14 protein-coding genes are annotated in these 17019 nt (G+C 60.7%); 8 read left to right on the top strand and 6 right to left on the bottom strand.

Translation table 11 applies throughout. The annotated features are described in order from the left end of the window. Window positions 1–128: 128 nt before the first annotated feature. The 6 genes from B723_RS29875 to gap form a co-directional block, all read right to left on the bottom strand. Window positions 129–737, bottom strand: coding sequence for a biliverdin-producing heme oxygenase (locus tag B723_RS29875; protein WP_017340444.1), 609 nt, complete (start codon window positions 735–737; stop codon window positions 129–131). 114 nt (window positions 738–851) lie between these two features. Beyond that, entirely contained in the window at window positions 852–3443 is a 2592-nt protein-coding gene (locus B723_RS29870; RefSeq protein ID WP_017340443.1) for a TonB-dependent receptor, read from the bottom strand. Window positions 3444–3565: 122 nt separating this feature from the next. Then, window positions 3566–4531, bottom strand: coding sequence for a FecR family protein (locus B723_RS29865; RefSeq protein WP_017340442.1), 966 nt, complete (start codon window positions 4529–4531; stop codon window positions 3566–3568). Window positions 4532–4612: 81 nt separating this feature from the next. Next, a complete protein-coding gene (locus tag B723_RS29860) occupies window positions 4613–5131 on the bottom strand; it encodes an RNA polymerase sigma factor (RefSeq protein ID WP_017340441.1) in 519 nt (172 codons plus the stop codon). A gap of 77 nt (window positions 5132–5208) precedes the next feature. Beyond that, entirely contained in the window at window positions 5209–5673 is a 465-nt protein-coding gene (locus tag B723_RS29855) for a methylglyoxal synthase (RefSeq protein ID WP_017340440.1), read from the bottom strand. 146 nt (window positions 5674–5819) lie between these two features. Further along, entirely contained in the window at window positions 5820–6821 is a 1002-nt protein-coding gene (gene gap / locus B723_RS29850; RefSeq protein ID WP_017340439.1) for a type I glyceraldehyde-3-phosphate dehydrogenase, read from the bottom strand. Between the two features lie 220 nt (window positions 6822–7041). Here gap and edd point away from each other — a divergent pair, with 220 nt between their 5' ends. The 8 genes from edd to B723_RS29810 all read left to right on the top strand — a co-directional run bounded on the left by edd (window position 7042) and on the right by B723_RS29810 (window position 17019). Beyond that, window positions 7042–8868, top strand: a complete 1827-nt coding sequence (edd, locus tag B723_RS29845) for a phosphogluconate dehydratase (protein WP_017340438.1) — start codon at window positions 7042–7044, stop codon at window positions 8866–8868. Beyond that, a complete protein-coding gene (locus B723_RS29840) occupies window positions 8865–9824 on the top strand; it encodes a glucokinase (protein WP_017340437.1) in 960 nt (319 codons plus the stop codon). Before edd ends, B723_RS29840 begins: the two co-directional genes overlap by 4 nt. Before the next feature lie 213 nt (window positions 9825–10037). Next, window positions 10038–10769 carry a response regulator gene (locus B723_RS29835; protein WP_007903365.1) on the top strand — a complete coding sequence of 244 codons (732 nt, stop codon included), beginning with the start codon at window positions 10038–10040 and terminating at the stop codon, window positions 10767–10769. Beyond that, entirely contained in the window at window positions 10759–12228 is a 1470-nt protein-coding gene (locus tag B723_RS29830; RefSeq protein WP_017340436.1) for an ATP-binding protein, read from the top strand. Before B723_RS29835 ends, B723_RS29830 begins: the two co-directional genes overlap by 11 nt. 224 nt (window positions 12229–12452) lie before the next feature. Then, window positions 12453–13712, top strand: a complete 1260-nt coding sequence (locus B723_RS29825) for an AGE family epimerase/isomerase (RefSeq protein ID WP_017340435.1) — start codon at window positions 12453–12455, stop codon at window positions 13710–13712. Window positions 13713–13829: 117 nt separating this feature from the next. After that, on the top strand, window positions 13830–15131 hold the full coding sequence (locus B723_RS29820) for an ABC transporter substrate-binding protein (protein WP_017340434.1): 1302 nt from the start codon (window positions 13830–13832) through the stop codon (window positions 15129–15131). A gap of 141 nt (window positions 15132–15272) precedes the next feature. Further along, window positions 15273–16181, top strand: a complete 909-nt coding sequence (locus B723_RS29815; RefSeq protein WP_017340433.1) for a carbohydrate ABC transporter permease — start codon at window positions 15273–15275, stop codon at window positions 16179–16181. Then, a complete protein-coding gene (locus B723_RS29810; protein ID WP_017340432.1) occupies window positions 16174–17019 on the top strand; it encodes a carbohydrate ABC transporter permease in 846 nt (281 codons plus the stop codon). Before B723_RS29815 ends, B723_RS29810 begins: the two co-directional genes overlap by 8 nt.

The following is a 17019-nucleotide window of genomic DNA, read 5'->3' as shown; positions in this document are numbered from 1 at the left end:
GGAGAATCTTGCGAGTTGCTCAGTTTCTGTGGGAGTGGGCTTGCCCGCGATGGCGGCTTAACATTCAACACAGAGGCTGAATGTTATATCGCTTTCGCGGGCAAGCCCCCGCAAGGGCGTGCATTCAGTCAGGCGAGTTCGGGGGTGGTGGCGTAAGCCTGTTCAAGCAACACGGTGAACCGGTTGAACGCAGCGATGGCGCCTTTATCCAGCTCGGCCTCTTCCTGCTCGGTGAACTCCAGGCCATCCAGGGTCTTGACGAAGCTTTTCCAGCCTTCGGCGCGGCCACCGGCCGGTTCGCCGAGGTGACGGGCGCCGAAGGTTTCGCTCAGGCCCAGGCCGACCGCACGTTTGATCAGGAACGCTGCGCCAAGCTTCGAGCCTTCGGAAACAAACAACCACCCCAATGCTTCGGCCTTGCCCGGATTCTTCACTGCGCCCGCGACGGGCGCCGGCACTTCGGTTTCCAGATCGGCCAGGTCAGCCTTGGCCGCTTCGGCACGGCAGCGTGCCGCCAGATCAGGAATGATGGCGATCAGTTCGGCATCGTTGTACAGCCCCACCAGTTCCGACTGGAACCAATACTGCGCCACCACGAAACGGGCGAAACTGGCCTGGGTTTCGAACTGCGCGTGGGCTTTGACCAGCTCATCGAGTCTGGTGTGGGGTTCGTTGGTGATCTGGTTCAAACGTTGCGAACGCAAAGCCGGGCGTTGAGCAGTGTCCTGGGTCGTCATGAGAAATCCTTGAAGAAAAGAGGCGCCTGGTAACGAGACGAACAGGAAGGCGCCTGAGCGTAAAAAAAACTCACTGTGCGGCTCTATAAAATGCCGCGCAGCGAGAGGGCAGGATCAGATGTCCCAGACCACGTTGACGGCAAAGTTGCGCCCCGGCTGAGTCAGGCGATCCAGGTTGGCCGGGCTGATGACCGACGCCTCGCCGACGCCGTCGTAACCGCGCACGTCATCCCACAGCCAGTACTTCTTGTCGGTCAGGTTGTAGACCCCGGCGCTGACAGTCACGTCGTCGGTCACCTTGTAGAAGCCGGTCAGGTCCAGCACGCCGAAACCCGGCGATTTGAACTGGCTGCTGACGCCGTCCGGCGACTTGAATGTGCTGTCGTCGACACGATCCTTCTTTTTCACCAGCGTCCAGCTGAGCAAGCCACCGTAGTTGTCCTGGTCGTAACCGAGGCCGAACACACCGGTCAGCGGGTTGACGCTGTTGATCGGTTCACCGTTGTCGTTGTTGCGACCGTAGGCATAGGCCACCGAGCCTTGGGTATACAGCCCTTGTGGCGCGCCGAATACGTCGAGGTTCAGACGGCCCTTGACCTCTGCGCCCTTGATGGTGGCGTGCTTGATGTTGGCGCTCTGGAAAGTCAGCTCGCTGTAACCGGGGGTGATGGCGTCCTCTTCGATGAAATCGCGGTACTTGTTGTAGAACACGGCGACATCAAAGGAGCCGGATTCGAATTGACCGCGCAGGCCGGTCTCGAAACCTTTGCTGGTTTCCGGCTCGAGGTTCGGGTTCGGTTCCACGCGATACCCGGTGGTGGTGTTCTCGAAGCGCCCGAACAGTGCCTTGGCCGTCGGCGTGCGGAAGCCTTCGGCGTACTGGCCGTACCAGGTGTAGTGGTCGGTCAGGGCGTAGGTCAGACCGAATTTCGGCGACACGCGGTGCCAGGTCTTGGTGTCGTCACTGACAGTACCGCCAGGGGTAGCCGCCACCGTATTCATGAATTCCTGGGTGATGTGCGGCTTGAGCTGGGTGTAGTCGTAGCGCAGGCCCGGCAGGAAGGTCCATTTGTCCCAGCTGATCTGATCCTGGGCAAACAGGCTGTAGGTATTGACGGTCGGGTCCGGGAAGTCGCTGGATTTTTTCAGGACATCCAGTGGGCTGACGGCACCGACGACGCGGCAGGTACCAAAGGACTGGTAGCAGGTGCCGTTGCCGCTGCGCGAACCGGTGACTTTCTGTTGCTTGATCGTGGTGCCGTAGGTCAGCAGGTGCTCGGTGTCGGCAATGCTGAAAGCCTTGTCCAGTTGTGCGTCAAACACCCACTGCTTTTCTTCGTAGAGGGTTTCCCGGGTGCGCAACACTTTGCGCGAGAACGGGAAGTAGAACTCTTCGGTGCTCTGGTCCGTTTTGGCGACCTGATGGTTCAGGCTCCACTTGACGTTGTCGACCAGCAGGCTGTCGAGGGCGAAGCTGTGTTCCAGGCCGAAACGCTCGCGGGTGACGGTGTCATTGCCGGTGCGCCACTGGTACATGCCGCCGGGCAGCGTACTGTTCGGAACGGTCGGTGCGCCTTGGAAGTAAGGACCGCCGTAGGCACTTTTCTGATCGGTGTCACGATCGTCCTTGTACTTTTCGTAGGTCAGGCCCAAACGCGAATCTTCGTTGTAGTTCCAGCCGATCTTGGCCAGCACGTTGCTGGTGCGCACGTCTTCCGGGTTGGCGGCGGTGCGCGCCAGGCCGGTGCCGTTGTGGCTGCCGTAGGATTCGGTTTCGTGACCGTCGCGTTGGCTGTAATGCAGCAAGCCATCGAACTGGTCGGCGCGACCGGCCACGGTGGCAGACTTCAGCCAGCTGTCGTCGGCGGAGCTGTAGCCGGTTTTCAGGCGGGCGCCGACGTCCTTGCCGGGCTTGATGATGTCGTCCGGGTCGAGGGTGAAATAGCTGACCGCGCCACCGATGGCGTTGCTGCCATAGAGCACCGAGGCCGGACCACGCAGGATTTCGACGCGCTTGATGATCTCCGGGTCGACGTAGTTGCGCTGGGTCTTGGCGTAGGGGCCGTTGAAGAAATCGTTCGGCACTTCGACGCCATCGACCTGGGTCAGGATCCGGTCACCGTCGATGCCACGGATGTTGTAGCCACTGATCCCGCCGCGCTGACCGGCGCCACCCACCGAAACACCGGGTTCGTAGCGCACCAGATTCTTGATGGTGTTGACGTTGTTGCGGTCCAGCTCTTCGCGGGTGTGAACAGTGACGGTGCCTGGCACGCTTTCGACGCTTTGTTCCTGGCGAGTGGCGCTGATGGTCACCTGTTGCAGGTTGAGGGCGCCGCTGCTCTGGCGCTTCTCCAGGACGATGTTGTTGTTGCCCAGTTTGCGATAGCTCAGTTGGGTCCCCACCAACAGGCGATCCAGGGCTTTCTCCGGCGACAGGGACCCGCGCACGCCCGGCGATGCCACGCCTTGCCCCAGCTCCGCCGGCAAGCCGACCTGCCAGCCCGTCACGGCAGTAAAGGCATTGAGTGCCGAGACCAGCGACTGTTGCGGGATGGCGAACGCGTAATCGCCCATGTTGCGTGTCGGCTGCTCAGGGGCGGTGGCGGCCATGAGCGGCGCGCTGCCGGCCATGAGGATCGCGGCGGTCAACAGCGAGAGCACGCGGGACGGTGAAGAGGAGTGGCGGGTAAGGCGAGAGGACATCGATAGCGCTCCGTGTCGCACGAATCTTTATAGGTGCTGACTGGCATCTGAAGATGCGAATCAATTGCATTGGCTATAACGAGACGTACGGGCTTCGGCTATCGAGTAAAAATAATTCTCATTTAGTTCAGGATCACCAGCGCCGGGAATTCCTGGAGCCTCGCCGAGGTGATGTGCGCCAGCGAGCGGACCACGTCCAGCGGCTGGTCGAGACGGTAATTGCCGGTTACGGCGACGTCTGCCAACTGTTCGTTGGTGTTGATGATCCAGCCCGGGTAGTAGCGCCGCAGCTCCGCCAGCACCTGGCTTAGCGGGCAATTCTCGAACACCAGTCGGCCCTGGACCCAGGCCAGGTCCGTCGCGGCATCGAGCTTGGCGGGCCGGTCGAAACCGTTGGGGCCGATGCGGATGCTTTCGCCGGCGGACAAGCGGATTCGCGCGTCGTCGCGAGTCGCGCGCAAATCGACATCGCCGCGCTGCACGCGAACCTGGGTCACGCCATCGAGGTAACGCACGGCGAACGCCGTGTCGTGCACGCTGGCCTTCACCGGGCCGGCATCGATTTCCAATGGCTGGCCGAGACGGGCCGGCACGTCGAAAAACGCTTCGCCCTGATACAAGCGGGCGACACGCCTTTGATCATTGATAGTGCTGGAGAACGCCGAATTGGTATTGAGCAGGACCTTCGAGCCGTCTTCCAGTTGCAGGCGCTGACGTTCACCGACCACGGTCAAGTGATCGGCCTGAAGGCGCATCGGCAAACTGCTGAAGCTGAACAAACCGAGGATCAGCACGGCAGCGGTGGCCAACGGTTTCCAATGCGGGCGCAGGCGCGACAGCACGGTCACCTTGGGTGGCAGGGTGGCCAGGTTTTGCGCACAGTGCACGACTTGCGGGCCATCCCAGATTGCCTGGGCCTTGGCGAACGCCTCGGCATGCAAGGGGGCGGCGTCCAGCCATTCGTGGAACTGGCGAGCCTGTTCTTCGCTCGGACTGCCCATGACGATCAACCAGTCCAAAGCCTGGTCCATCGCGCTTGCGGCGTCCCGCGCCGGGGAGGGCGGAGGGGAGCGGTGGGTGTCCGTCACGGTGTTTCCTCGGCGGTGTCTGTGCACGGCTGTTTTTTAGTGAAGCCTGAAAACGGGCAAGGGTAGCAAAGCCTGGCGTGCTCAGTCGCCGTTTAACCGCTCGGCGACACCGATGCAGATGGCCATGATCAGCTTCAACTCCTTTTGCACGGTGCTCAACGACACACCGAGCTTCTCGGAGATCTCCAGATAACTGTGCCCGTGCAGGCGACTGAGGATGAAGATCTGTTGCTGGCGGGCACTGAGTTCACCGAGGCTCACGTTCAAACGCTCCAGCAATTGTTCGGCATGGGCGGCGTCCTCGGCACTGCTGGCGGGGGCGGCGATACTTTCCACCACGTCCGCCGGCACGTCGTCGAGCATCGTGCGGGACTGAATGCGCCGCGCACGCAAATGGTCCAGCGCCAGGTTGCGGGCGGTCTGGAAAACGAAGGGTTCAAGGTGATCGATGGATCGCTCGCCGAGCGCTCGGGTCACGCGCAGGTAGGTTTCCTGCAGCAGGTCTTCGGCGGTGCTGTGATTGTTGACCATCCGCTCCAATGTGCGCAGCAAGGAAACCCGCTGGGCGATGAAGACGTGATTGAAGAGCGATTGACTCACGGGGGGACCTGATCCATTTCGAGCAAATGATAATGCTTATCATCCGCTCGAGTGGTCAAGTATTCATTTGTGAAGGTTTAAGCTCGGCCCAGCAAATAAGTCGCGTAATCGGGGATGCGTTGTGAGTGCGCCTGCTCCATCAGTGGACTGCTGAGCAGGTAGTCGGCGCTGCATTCGTTGCAGGCCACCGGAATGTTCCAGACCGCAGCAACCCGTAGCAACGCCTTGATGTCCGGGTCGTGGGGTTGCGGTTCGAACGGGTCCCAGAAGAACACCAGCATGTCGACCCGCTGTTCGGCGATTCGCGCGCCGAGTTGCTGGTCGCCGCCCAATGGACCGCTGATCATGCTCTCCACCGGCAGGTCGAGGCGTTGTTGCAACAACAGCCCTGTGGTGCCAGTGGCGACCAGCTCATGTTGAGCGAGCTTGTCTTTGTGCCGCTCGGCCCAGTCCAGCAAAAACACCTTGCAGTGGTCATGGGCGACCAGGGCGATACGCTTGCGCGCCGCCACGGTCTTTTGCGTAAAGCTGATTCCGATCATGGGTGCTGCTCCAGGACGTAATGAACGACGCAATACCTGTAGGAGCTGCCGCAGGCTGCGATCTTCTGATCTTGATTTTCAGCAATCCCGAAAAGATCAAGATCAAGAGATCGCAGCCTGCGGCAGCGCCTACTCGTAAGCTTTGCTTACTCGGCGTTGCACAGCGCCAGGCAGTTATCGAGCATGCGGTTGGAGAAGCCCCATTCGTTGTCGTACCAGGCCAGTACCTTGAGCAGCTTGCCGCTGGACTTGGTGTGGTTGGCGTCGAAAATCGACGACAGCGGGTTGTGGTTGAAGTCGCTGGAGACCAGCGGCAGGGTGTTGTAGCCCAGAATTTTCGAATGCTGGCTGGCTTCCTTGAGCAGCGCGTTCACTTCATCGGCCGACGCTTCGCGTTTCAGTTGCACGGTCAGGTCCACCAGCGAGACGTTGATCACCGGAACGCGCACGGCCATGCCGGTCAGTTTGCCCGCCAGTTCCGGCAGCACCAGGCCGACCGCTTCAGCGGCGCCGGTCTTGCTCGGGATCATGTTCTGAGTGGCCGAACGGGCGCGGTACGGGTCGGTGTGATAGACGTCGGTCAGGTTCTGATCGTTGGTGTAGGCGTGAATCGTGGTCATCAGGCCGCTTTCAATGCCCAGCTCGCGGTGCAGGACCTGAGCCACTGGCGCCAGACAGTTGGTGGTGCACGACGCGTTGGAAATAATCTGGTGGGATTGGCGCAATATGTCGTGGTTAACCCCATAAACCACGGTGGCGTCGGCGCCTTTGGCCGGGGCCGAGATGATTACTTTGCGTGCGCCGGCCGTAATATGCGCAGCGGCTTTGGCCCGGTCGGTGAACAAACCGGTGCATTCGAACACGACGTCAATCTTTTCAGCGGCCCAGGGCAGCTCGGCCGGGTTGCGAATGGCACTGACAGCAATACGGTCGCCGTTGACGGTCAGGCTTTCCTGATCGTGCTGGACATCGGCATCGAACGTGCCGTGAACGGTGTCGTACTTGAGCAGATGGGCATTGATTGCGCTGTCGCCCAGATCGTTGATAGCCACGATCTGCAGATCCTGGCGATAGCCTTGGGTATACAGTGCGCGCAGGACGTTGCGGCCAATTCGGCCAAAACCATTGATTGCGATTCGAAGAGTCATTTAACAGGGCCGCCGTCGTTTTGTTGTTGGAATTACAAGATTATTCGCATAAAAATAGAAAACAAGCCTTTTTAATGGCAATATTTTGTTCAATCTACAACGAGTGACCTGAATCAACTGGTCCGACCGATCAAGAAAACCGTCTGTCATCCCGACAACAACGGCTCTTGCTCAGCATAGACAATCAGGTCGCCACATCCGTTAGCCTGGAGTTCTACACATGCATCCCCGCGTCCTTGAGGTCACCGAACGGCTTATCGCCCGCAGCCGCGCAACCCGCGAGGCTTACCTTGCGCTCATTCGCGGTGCAGCCAGCGACGGTCCGATGCGCGGCAAGCTGCAATGCGCCAACTTCGCCCATGGCGTGGCCGGCTGCGGCACTGAAGACAAGCACAGCCTGCGGATGATGAACTCCGCAAACATTGCGATTGTTTCGTCATATAACGACATGCTTTCGGCGCACCAGCCGTACGAAGTCTTCCCTGAACAGATCAAGAAAGCCCTGCGCGAGATTGGCTCTGTCGGCCAGTTCGCCGGTGGCACCCCGGCCATGTGCGATGGCGTGACCCAGGGCGAGCCGGGCATGGAACTGAGCCTGCCGAGCCGTGAAGTGATCGCGCTGTCCACCGCTGTTGCCCTTTCCCACAACATGTTCGACGGCGCGCTGATGCTCGGCATCTGCGACAAGATCGTCCCGGGCCTGATGATGGGTGCGCTGCGTTTCGGTCATCTGCCGATGATCTTCGTGCCGGGCGGGCCGATGGTCTCGGGCATCTCCAACAAGCAGAAAGCCGATGTGCGCCAGCGCTATGCCGAAGGCAAGGCCACTCGCGAAGAGCTGCTGGAATCGGAAATGAATTCCTATCACAGCCCCGGCACCTGCACTTTTTACGGCACCGCGAATACCAACCAGCTGCTGATGGAAGTCATGGGTCTGCACTTGCCGGGCTCGTCTTTCGTCAACCCGAACACGCCACTGCGCGATGCCCTGACCCGCGAAGCGGCGCATCAAGTGACGCGCCTGACCAAGCAGAATGGCAACTTCATGCCGATCGGCGAAATCGTCGATGAGCGTTCACTGGTCAACTCCATCGTGGCACTGAACGCCACTGGCGGTTCGACCAACCACACCTTGCACATGCCGGCCATCGCCATGGCCGCCGGTATTCAATTGACCTGGCAGGACATGGCCGACCTCTCCGAAGTCGTGCCGACCCTGAGCCACGTCTACCCGAACGGCAAAGCCGACATCAACCACTTCCAGGCCGCGGGCGGCATGTCGTTCCTGATCCGCGAGCTGCTGGACGCCGGTCTGCTCCACGAAAACGTCAACACGGTCCTGGGCCATGGCCTGAGCCGCTACACCCAGGAACCGTTCCTCGATAACGGTGAGTTGGTCTGGCGCGAAGGCGTGACCGAAAGCCTCGACGAAACCATCCTGCGTCCAGTCGCTCGAGCGTTCTCGCCTGAGGGCGGTTTGCGGGTGATGGAAGGCAACCTCGGTCGCGGCGTGATGAAAGTCTCGGCGGTGGCACTGGAAAACCAGATCGTCGAAGCACCGGCAATGGTGTTCCAGGATCAGCAGGACCTGGCCGATGCGTTCAAGGCCGGTTTGCTGGAGAAAGATTTTGTCGCGGTGATGCGCTTCCAGGGCCCGCGCTCCAACGGCATGCCGGAACTGCACAAGATGACGCCGTTCCTTGGCGTGCTGCAGGATCGCGGCTTCAAAGTCGCGCTGGTCACCGACGGGCGCATGTCCGGTGCGTCGGGGAAAATCCCGGCGGCGATTCACGTCAGCCCTGAAGCTCATGTGGGCGGTGCTTTGGCGCGGGTGCAAGAGGGCGATATCATTCGCGTCGATGGCGTCAAAGGCACCCTGGAGCTTAAGGTGGACGCCGACGAATTCGCGGCGCGCGAACCTGCCAAGGGCCTGCTGGGCAACAACATTGGCAGCGGTCGTGAGCTGTTTGGTTTCATGCGCATGGCCTTCAGCTCCGCAGAGCAGGGCGCCAGCGCCTTTACTTCTGCCCTGGAGACGCTTAATTGAAACTGGCTTTGGTCGGTGACATCGGTGGGACCAACGCACGATTCGCGTTGTGGAAAAACCAGCAACTGGAATCGGTCCAGGTGCTGGCGACGGCCGATCACGCCAGCCCGGAAGAGGCGATTGCGATCTACCTGGGCGGGCTCGGTCTGGCGCCGGGTTCGATCGGTTCGGTGTGCCTGTCGGTGGCGGGACCGGTGAGCGGTGATGAATTCAAGTTCACCAACAATCACTGGCGCCTCAGCCGCAAGGCGTTTTGCCAGACCTTGCAGGTCGATCAACTGCTGCTGGTCAATGACTTCTCGGCGATGGCGCTGGGCATGACCCGTTTGCAACCGGGCGAATTCCGCGTGGTGTGCGAAGGCACGCCGGAACCGTTGCGGCCGGCGGTGGTGATTGGTCCCGGCACGGGCCTGGGCGTTGGCACCTTGCTCGACCTGGGCGAGGGCCGTTTTGCTGCGTTACCGGGCGAGGGTGGTCACGTCGATTTGCCATTGAGCAGCCTGCGTGAAACGCAATTGTGGCAGCACATCTTCAATGAGATTGGGCATGTCAGCGCTGAAACGGCGTTGAGCGGCGGCGGCTTGCCGCGCGTCTATCGGGCGATTTGTGCGGTGGACGGGCACACGCCTGTGCTCGAAACGCCGGAAGCGATTACCGCTGCCGGTCTGGCGGGTGATCCGATTGCGCTGGAAGTGCTGGAGCAGTTCTGCTGCTGGCTCGGTCGAGTGGCCGGCAACAACGTACTGACTACGGGTGCACGAGGCGGTGTTTACATCGTTGGTGGGGTGATTCCACGGTTTGCCGATTTTTTCATTGAAAGCGGTTTTGCCCGGTGTTTTGCTGACAAAGGCTGCATGAGCCATTACTTCAAGGGGATTCCGGTGTGGCTGGTGACAGCACCGTATTCCGGGCTGGTGGGCGCGGGTGTGGCGCTGGAACAATCCAGCCTCGCCTGAAAAAAATAACGTGTGGCAAGGGAGCTCGCTCCCGCAGGGGTGCGCAGCAGCCGCAAAACCTGACACCAGGCGTCGTCAGTCAGGCTGTAATCATCAGGTTTGGCAGCGCTTCGCGCTCCAGCGGGAGCAAGCTCCCTCGCCACAAATGCTTACTCGTTTTCAAATCTTCATCAGGCATAATCCGCCCAATTCCAATAACAAGGACGCCGCCCCGTGAGCTCAGTCAACAAGTCGATTTTGTTGGTCGATGACGATCAAGAGATACGCGAGTTGCTGGACACCTACCTGACCCGCGCGGGTTTTCAGGTGCGCACCACGCCCGACGGCGCCGGTTTCCGCCAGGCGCTGAACGAGGCGCCGAGCGATCTGGTGATCCTCGACGTGATGCTGCCCGACGAAGACGGCTTCAGCCTCTGCCGCTGGATCCGCCAGCACCCGCGGCAGGCGCAGGTGCCAATCATCATGCTCACCGCCAGCTCCGATGAAGCCGACCGCGTCATCGGCCTGGAACTGGGCGCCGACGACTACCTCGGCAAGCCCTTCAGCCCCCGTGAATTGCAGGCGCGCATCAAAGCCTTGTTACGTCGTGCGCAGTTCGGTCAGGAGCGTTCCGGCAGTGAAGTACTGGCGTTCGATGACTGGCGGCTGGACATGGTCAGCCATCGGCTGTTCCACATCGATGGCGAGGAAGTGATTCTGTCCGGCGCCGATTTCGCCCTGCTGAAACTGTTCCTCGATCACCCCCAGGAAATCCTCGACCGCGACACCATCGGCAACGCCACCCGTGGCCGCGACCTGATGCCGTTGGACCGGATCGTCGACATGGCGGTCAGCCGTTTGCGCCAGCGCCTGCGCGATACCGAAAAACCGCCGCGGCTGATCCGCACGGTGCGTGGCAGCGGCTACCAACTGGCAGCCAATGTGGTTGCCAGCAATGGTCACTGAGTTTTTCCGCAAGCTTGCGGCCAAGGTGCCCGTGCCACGTTCGCTGCTCGGGCGGATGTTGTTGCTGACGTTGCTGGCGGTGCTGTTCGCCCAGGCGTTGTCGAGTGTGATCTGGGTTTCGCAACTGCGCGCTACACAGCTCGAAGGCCTGGTCACCAGCGCCCGCAGCCTCGCCCATTCGATGACCGCCAGTGTCAGTTATTTCCGCTCGTTGCCGGTTGCCTTCAGGCCGCTGGTGCTTGACCAGTTACGCAGCATGGGCGGCACCCGTTTTGTCGTGACCCTCAACGACAAACCCTTGGGCATGGATGTGCTGCCGGTCACCCCGCGCAAAGAAGCGGTGCTCAAGGCGGTGGATCAGGTGTTGCGCGATTCCCTCGGCCACGACACGGATATTTCGGTGACCTTCGTCAGCCCCGAGGATCTGCGGATCTTCAATAGCGGCCTGAAACTCGATGAGCTGCCGCGTTCCTGGGCGCATTACGCACTGACCCTGGAGCCAGTGAACCCGCCGGTGCTGGTCACGCAAATCCAGATGGCGCCGGGGGAATGGCTGTACATCGCTTCGCTGCTGCCCGAGCCGTACACCAGCCTTGAGGAGCAAGGTCTGCCAGCGCAACAAGTCTGGTTCATCGTCCTCACGAGCGGTTTCTTGCTGTTGTTCATCGGCCTGCTGGTGCATTGGCAAAGTCGTCCGCTCAAACGCCTGGCGCGGGCAGCGCGAGACATGTCCCTCGGTGCCGAGGTCGAACCGGTGCCCGAGGGCGGCGGCAGTGAAGTGGTTGAAGTGGGCCGCGCTTTCAATGCCATGCGCGAGCGCATCAGCCGTTACTTGACTGAACGCAGCCAGTTGTTCAGCGCGATCTCCCATGATTTGCGCACACCGATTACCCGCTTGCGGCTAAGGGTTGAATTGCTCGAAGACGAAAAGCTGCAAGCCAAGTTCGGGCGCGATCTGGATGAGCTGGAGCTGCTGGTCAAAGGCGCGTTGCAATGCGTGAAAGACACCGACATCCACGAAAACATCGAACCGGTAGACCTCAACCATGTGCTCGATTGCCTGGTGGAGCCGTACCTGGCGCCCAACGGCAATGGTCGCGTGACCCAGCAGGGGCGGGCGCTGGCGGCGTATCCGGGCAAGCCGCTGGCGCTCAAGCGTTGCATCGGCAACCTGATCGACAATGCCCTGAAGTACGGACAGAACGCGCACTTGCATATCGATGACGACGAGAACGCATTTGTCCTGCATGTCGATGACGAAGGTCCGGGTGTGCCGGAGCAGCGTCTGGAGCAGGTGTTCGAGCCGCACTTTCGCCTGGCCGGGCAGCAGCAGGGTTATGGGTTGGGGTTGGGGATTGCGCGCAACATTGCCCATAGCCATGGCGGGGAAGTCAGCCTGCAGAATTTGCGTGAAGGTGGATTGCGGGTGACCTTGCAGTTGCCGCGCTCAGTCGATTGACACCGACCCTGTGGCGAGGGAGCTTGCTCCCGCTGGACTGCGCAGCAGTCCCTATTTTTTTGTGGGCGCTTCGCACCCCAGCGGGAGCAAGCTCTCTCGCCACAGGTGATCACTCGCTGCAGTGAATGTCACCACCCGGTGACATAACTCGCCCCCTTCGTTACAAGCCCGTCCCCGCCCGTTGTTTAGACTGCCCGCAGTCATAACAACAAAAAAGGCACCCCATGGACACCTTCCAACCCGCCTTCAGCAGTTGGCTGAACGCACCGGCCCATCAGCAATGGCTCGCTACCGAAGGCCTGCGCATGCTGGCGTTTGCCAAGGCCTCGAAGCTCCCCGAAGGCTTCGGCAATCTCGATGAAAAAGGCCGCCTCCCGGCCAACGCCCACGCCGAAACCATGAACACCGCGCGCATGACCCACAGCTTTGCCATGGCGCATATCCAGGGCCTGCCGGGTTTCGCCGAGCTGGTGGATCACGGCGTCCAGGCACTCAGCGGCCCGTTGAAGGATGTCGAACACGGCGGCTGGTTCGCCACCCCCGAACACCGCGACGGCAACAGCGGCAAAGCGGCGTACCTGCACGCGTTTGTCGCCCTCGCTGCCAGTTCTGCGGTAGTCGCGCAACGCCCCGGCGCGCAAGCCTTGCTCGATGACGCGATCAACATCATCGACGCGCATTTCTGGAGCGAGGAGGAGGGCGCGATGCGTGAATCCTTCAACCGCGACTGGAGTGAAGAAGAACGCTACCGCGGTGCCAACAGCAACATGCACGCCACCGAAGCCTTCCTCGCATTGGCCGATGTCACTGAAGACAACCGCTGGTTGTGCCGCGCGCAACGGATCGTCGAGCGCGTGATCCATGGTCACGCCGCCGCCAACGATTACCTGGTGGTCGAGCATTTCGACCACGACTGGCAGCCGCTGCGCGAGTACAACCATGACAACCCGGCCGACGGTTTTCGTCCTTACGGCACCACGCCAGGCCACGGTTTCGAATGGGCGCGGCTATTGCTGCACCTCGAAGCGGCGCGGGTGCAGGCGGGGATGCTGACGCCGGGCTGGCTTGCCACCGAGGCGCAAAAACTCTTCGAACACAACTGCCGTCACGGCTGGGAAATCGATGGTCTGCCGGGGATTGTCTACACCCTCGACTGGGACAATCGCGCGGTGGTTCGCCATCGCCTGCACTGGACCCATTGCGAAGCCAGCGCCGCCGCCAGCGCGTTGCTCAAACGCACGGGCGAGGCGCACTACGAAACCTGGTACCGACTGTTCTGGGACTTTTGTGACCGTCATTTCATCGATCGATGCGATGGCAGTTGGCACCATGAACTCGATCCGCAGAACCGTCCGAGTGCGGATATCTGGGCCGGTAAACCCGATCTCTATCACGCCTGGCAAGCCGTGCTGATTCCGCGCCTGCCACTGGCGCCGAGCATGGCCAGTGCCTTGGCGAGGTTGTCCCAGAGCGGTTCTATGTAACCATGCGGTGACATTCACGCGTCCCTTCGTTACCTGCGAGGGGATGACTCCTGTTTAAAATCCTATGCAGCGCAAGCACCAGACTTGCATGCATAACAACAAGAAAGGTAATTCTAGATGAATGCGATTTCTCGCCTCGCTACTGTCATTTCTCTTGCCTCATTGCTTCCAATCTCTGCATTCCCCCTCAGTGCACTTGCCGCCGATTCCAAGGGTTCGGTAGAAGTCGTTCACTGGTGGACCTCCGGCGGCGAAAAGGCTGCGGTCGATGTGCTCAAGGCCCAAGTCGAAAAAGACGGCTTCACCTGGAAGGACGGCGCTGTTGCCGGTGGTGGCGGTGCGACGGCCATGACCGTGCTCAAAAGCCGCGCCGTTGCCGGTAACCCGCCGGGCGTAGCGCAGATCAAAGGTCCGGACATCCAGGAATGGGCGTCCACCGGCTTGCTCGATACCGACGTCTTGAAAGACACCGCTAAATCCGAGAAGTGGGACAGCCTGCTCGACAAGAAAGTCTCCGATACCGTGAAATACGAGGGTGACTACGTGGCCGTGCCGGTGAACATTCACCGGGTCAACTGGCTGTGGATCAACCCGGAAGTCTTCAAGAAAGCCGGGATCGAAAAAGCCCCGACCACCCTTGAAGAGTTCTACGCCGCTGGCGACAAACTCAAGAAAGCAGGCTTCATCGCCCTTGCCCACGGCGGCCAGCCTTGGCAGGACAGCACCGTGTTCGAAGCGGTGGTGCTTTCGGTCATGGGCGTCGACGGCTACAAGAAAGCCCTGGTGGACCTGGACAACGCTGCGCTGACCGGCCCTGACATGGTCAAGGCGCTGACCGAGCTGAAGAAAGTCGCGACCTACATGGACGTCGATGGCAAAGGCCAGGACTGGAACCTGGAAGCGGCCAAGGTCATCAACGGCAAGGCCGGCATGCAGATCATGGGTGACTGGGCCAAGAGCGAGTGGACAGCGGCCAAGAAAGTCGCCGGCAAGGACTACGAGTGCGTAGCTTTCCCGGGCACCGAAAAAGCGTTCACCTACAACATCGACTCCCTGGCCGTGTTCAAGCAGAAAGACCAAGGTACTGCTGCCGCTCAGCAGGACATTGCGAAAATCGTGCTGGGTGAAAACTTCCAGAAAGTCTTCAGCATCAACAAGGGCTCGATCCCGGTTCGAAACGACATGCTGAGCGACATGGGCAAGTACGGTTTCGACGCCTGCGCCCAGACCGCGGCCAAGGACTTCCTGGCAGACGCCAAGTCCGGCGGCCTGCAGCCGAGCATGGCGCACAACATGGCGACCACGCTGGCGGTACAGGGTGCGTTCTTTGATGTCGTGACCAACTTCATCAACGACCCGAAAGCCGATCCGGCCACGGCCGCCAAGCAACTGGGCACGGCCATCAAGGCTGCCAAGTAATGCTTGGCCTGTAGGCGCGAGCCTGCTCGCGATAGCGGAGTGTCAGGTACTCAATGTGCGACTGACACAGCGCAATCGCCAGCAGGCTGGCTCCCACAGGGAATGCGCTTGTAATCCTTTCTCTACATACTGGATTTTCCCATGAGTTCTGTTGCTGTGTTCAGCAAGGCCTCGCCGTTCGATGCATTGCAGCGCTGGCTCCCCAAACTGGTGCTGGCGCCCAGCATGTTCATCGTTCTTGTGGGCTTTTATGGCTACATCCTGTGGACGTTCGTGCTGTCGTTCACCAGTTCGACCTTTCTGCCGACTTACAAGTGGGCGGGTCTGGCGCAGTACCAGCGGCTGTTCGACAACGACCGTTGGTGGGTGGCGAGCAAGAACCTCGCGGTGTTCGGCGGCATGTTCATCGGCATCACCCTGGTGATCGGTGTGCTGCTGGCGGTGTTTCTTGACCAGCGTATTCGCCGCGAAGGCTTCATTCGCACCATCTACCTGTACCCGATGGCGCTCTCGATGATCGTCACCGGCACGGCCTGGAAATGGCTGCTCAACCCGGGCATGGGCCTGGACAAATTGTTGCGTGACTGGGGCTGGGAAGGCTTTCGCCTGGACTGGCTGATCGATCCCGATCGCGTGGTGTATTGCCTGGTGATCGCTGCGGTATGGCAAGCCTCGGGCTTCATCATGGCGATGTTCCTCGCCGGCCTGCGTGGGGTTGATCAATCGATCATCCGTGCCGCCCAGATCGATGGTGCGAGCATGCCGCGCATCTACCTCAAAGTGGTGTTGCCGAGCCTGCGTCCGGTGTTCTTCAGCGCCGTGATGATCCTCGCTCACATCGCGATCAAGAGTTTCGACCTGGTGGCGGCGATGACGGCCGGTGGCCCGGGTTACTCCTCCGACCTGCCTGCGATGTTCATGTACTCCTTCACGTTCAGTCGCGGCCAGATGGGCATGGGCTCGGCCAGTGCGATTCTGATGCTCGGTGCGATTCTCGCAATCATCGTGCCTTACCTGTACTCCGAGCTGAGGACCAAGCGTCATGACTAGTTTCGCTGCCAAACCTTCCATCAGCCTGAGTCGCATCGCGATCTACGGCGTGCTGATCCTGGCGGTATTGCTTTACCTGATACCGCTGGTGGTCATGCTGTTGACCAGTTTCAAGACACCGGAAGACATCAACACCGGCAACCTGCTGAGCTGGCCGACCGTGGTCAGCGGCATTGGCTGGGTCAAGGCCTGGGGCACCGTCGACGGGTATTTCTGGAACTCGATCAAGATCACCGTCCCGGCGGTGCTGATCTCCACCGCCATCGGCGCGCTGAACGGCTATGTGCTGTCGATGTGGCGCTTTCGCGGTTCGCAGTTGTTCTTCGGCCTGCTGCTGTTCGGTTGCTTCCTGCCGTTCCAGACCGTCCTGCTGCCGGCCTCGTTCACGCTCGGCAAAATGGGCCTGGCCAGCACCACCACGGGCCTGGTGTTCGTGCACGTGGTCTACGGGCTGGCGTTCACCACGCTGTTTTTCCGCAACTACTACGTCAGCGTTCCCGATGCGCTGGTGAAGGCCGCACGGCTGGATGGCGCGGGTTTCTTCACCATCTTCCGGCTGATCATCCTGCCGATGTCCACCCCGATCATCATGGTCTGCCTGATCTGGCAGTTCACCCAGATCTGGAACGACTTCCTGTTCGGCGTGGTGTTCTCCAGCGGTGATTCGCAACCGATCACGGTGGCGCTGAACAACTTGGTCAACACCAGTACCGGGGCCAAGGAATACAACGTTGATATGGCGGCGGCGATGATCGCCGGGCTGCCGACCCTGCTGGTCTATGTGGTCGCAGGCAAGTATTTCGTGCGCGGTCTCACGGCCGGCGCAGTCAAGGGGTAA

This window comes from Pseudomonas fluorescens NCIMB 11764, from assembly GCF_000293885.2.
GTDB classification, from domain to species: Bacteria; Pseudomonadota; Gammaproteobacteria; order Pseudomonadales; family Pseudomonadaceae; genus Aquipseudomonas; species Aquipseudomonas fluorescens_B.
The sequence above is the reverse complement of the archived record's forward strand: the minus strand, read 5'-3'. Positions and strand labels throughout refer to the sequence as shown.

What these genes read in the sequence shown, in the direction of transcription:
- gap (WP_017340439.1), bottom strand. Translation starts at nt 6,821, where the DNA reads ATGACTCTTCGAATCGCAATCAATGGTTTTGGCCGAATTGGCCGCAAC.
- B723_RS29810 (WP_017340432.1), top strand. Translation starts at nt 16,174, where the DNA reads ATGACTAGTTTCGCTGCCAAACCTTCCATCAGCCTGAGTCGCATCGCG.
- B723_RS29875 (WP_017340444.1), bottom strand. Translation starts at nt 737, where the DNA reads ATGACGACCCAGGACACTGCTCAACGCCCGGCTTTGCGTTCGCAACGT.
- B723_RS29855 (WP_017340440.1), bottom strand. Translation starts at nt 5,673, where the DNA reads ATGATCGGAATCAGCTTTACGCAAAAGACCGTGGCGGCGCGCAAGCGT.
- edd (WP_017340438.1), top strand. Translation starts at nt 7,042, where the DNA reads ATGCATCCCCGCGTCCTTGAGGTCACCGAACGGCTTATCGCCCGCAGC.
- B723_RS29830 (WP_017340436.1), top strand. Translation starts at nt 10,759, where the DNA reads ATGGTCACTGAGTTTTTCCGCAAGCTTGCGGCCAAGGTGCCCGTGCCA.
- B723_RS29815 (WP_017340433.1), top strand. Translation starts at nt 15,273, where the DNA reads ATGAGTTCTGTTGCTGTGTTCAGCAAGGCCTCGCCGTTCGATGCATTG.
- B723_RS29825 (WP_017340435.1), top strand. Translation starts at nt 12,453, where the DNA reads ATGGACACCTTCCAACCCGCCTTCAGCAGTTGGCTGAACGCACCGGCC.
- B723_RS29870 (WP_017340443.1), bottom strand. Translation starts at nt 3,443, where the DNA reads ATGTCCTCTCGCCTTACCCGCCACTCCTCTTCACCGTCCCGCGTGCTC.
- B723_RS29820 (WP_017340434.1), top strand. Translation starts at nt 13,830, where the DNA reads ATGAATGCGATTTCTCGCCTCGCTACTGTCATTTCTCTTGCCTCATTG.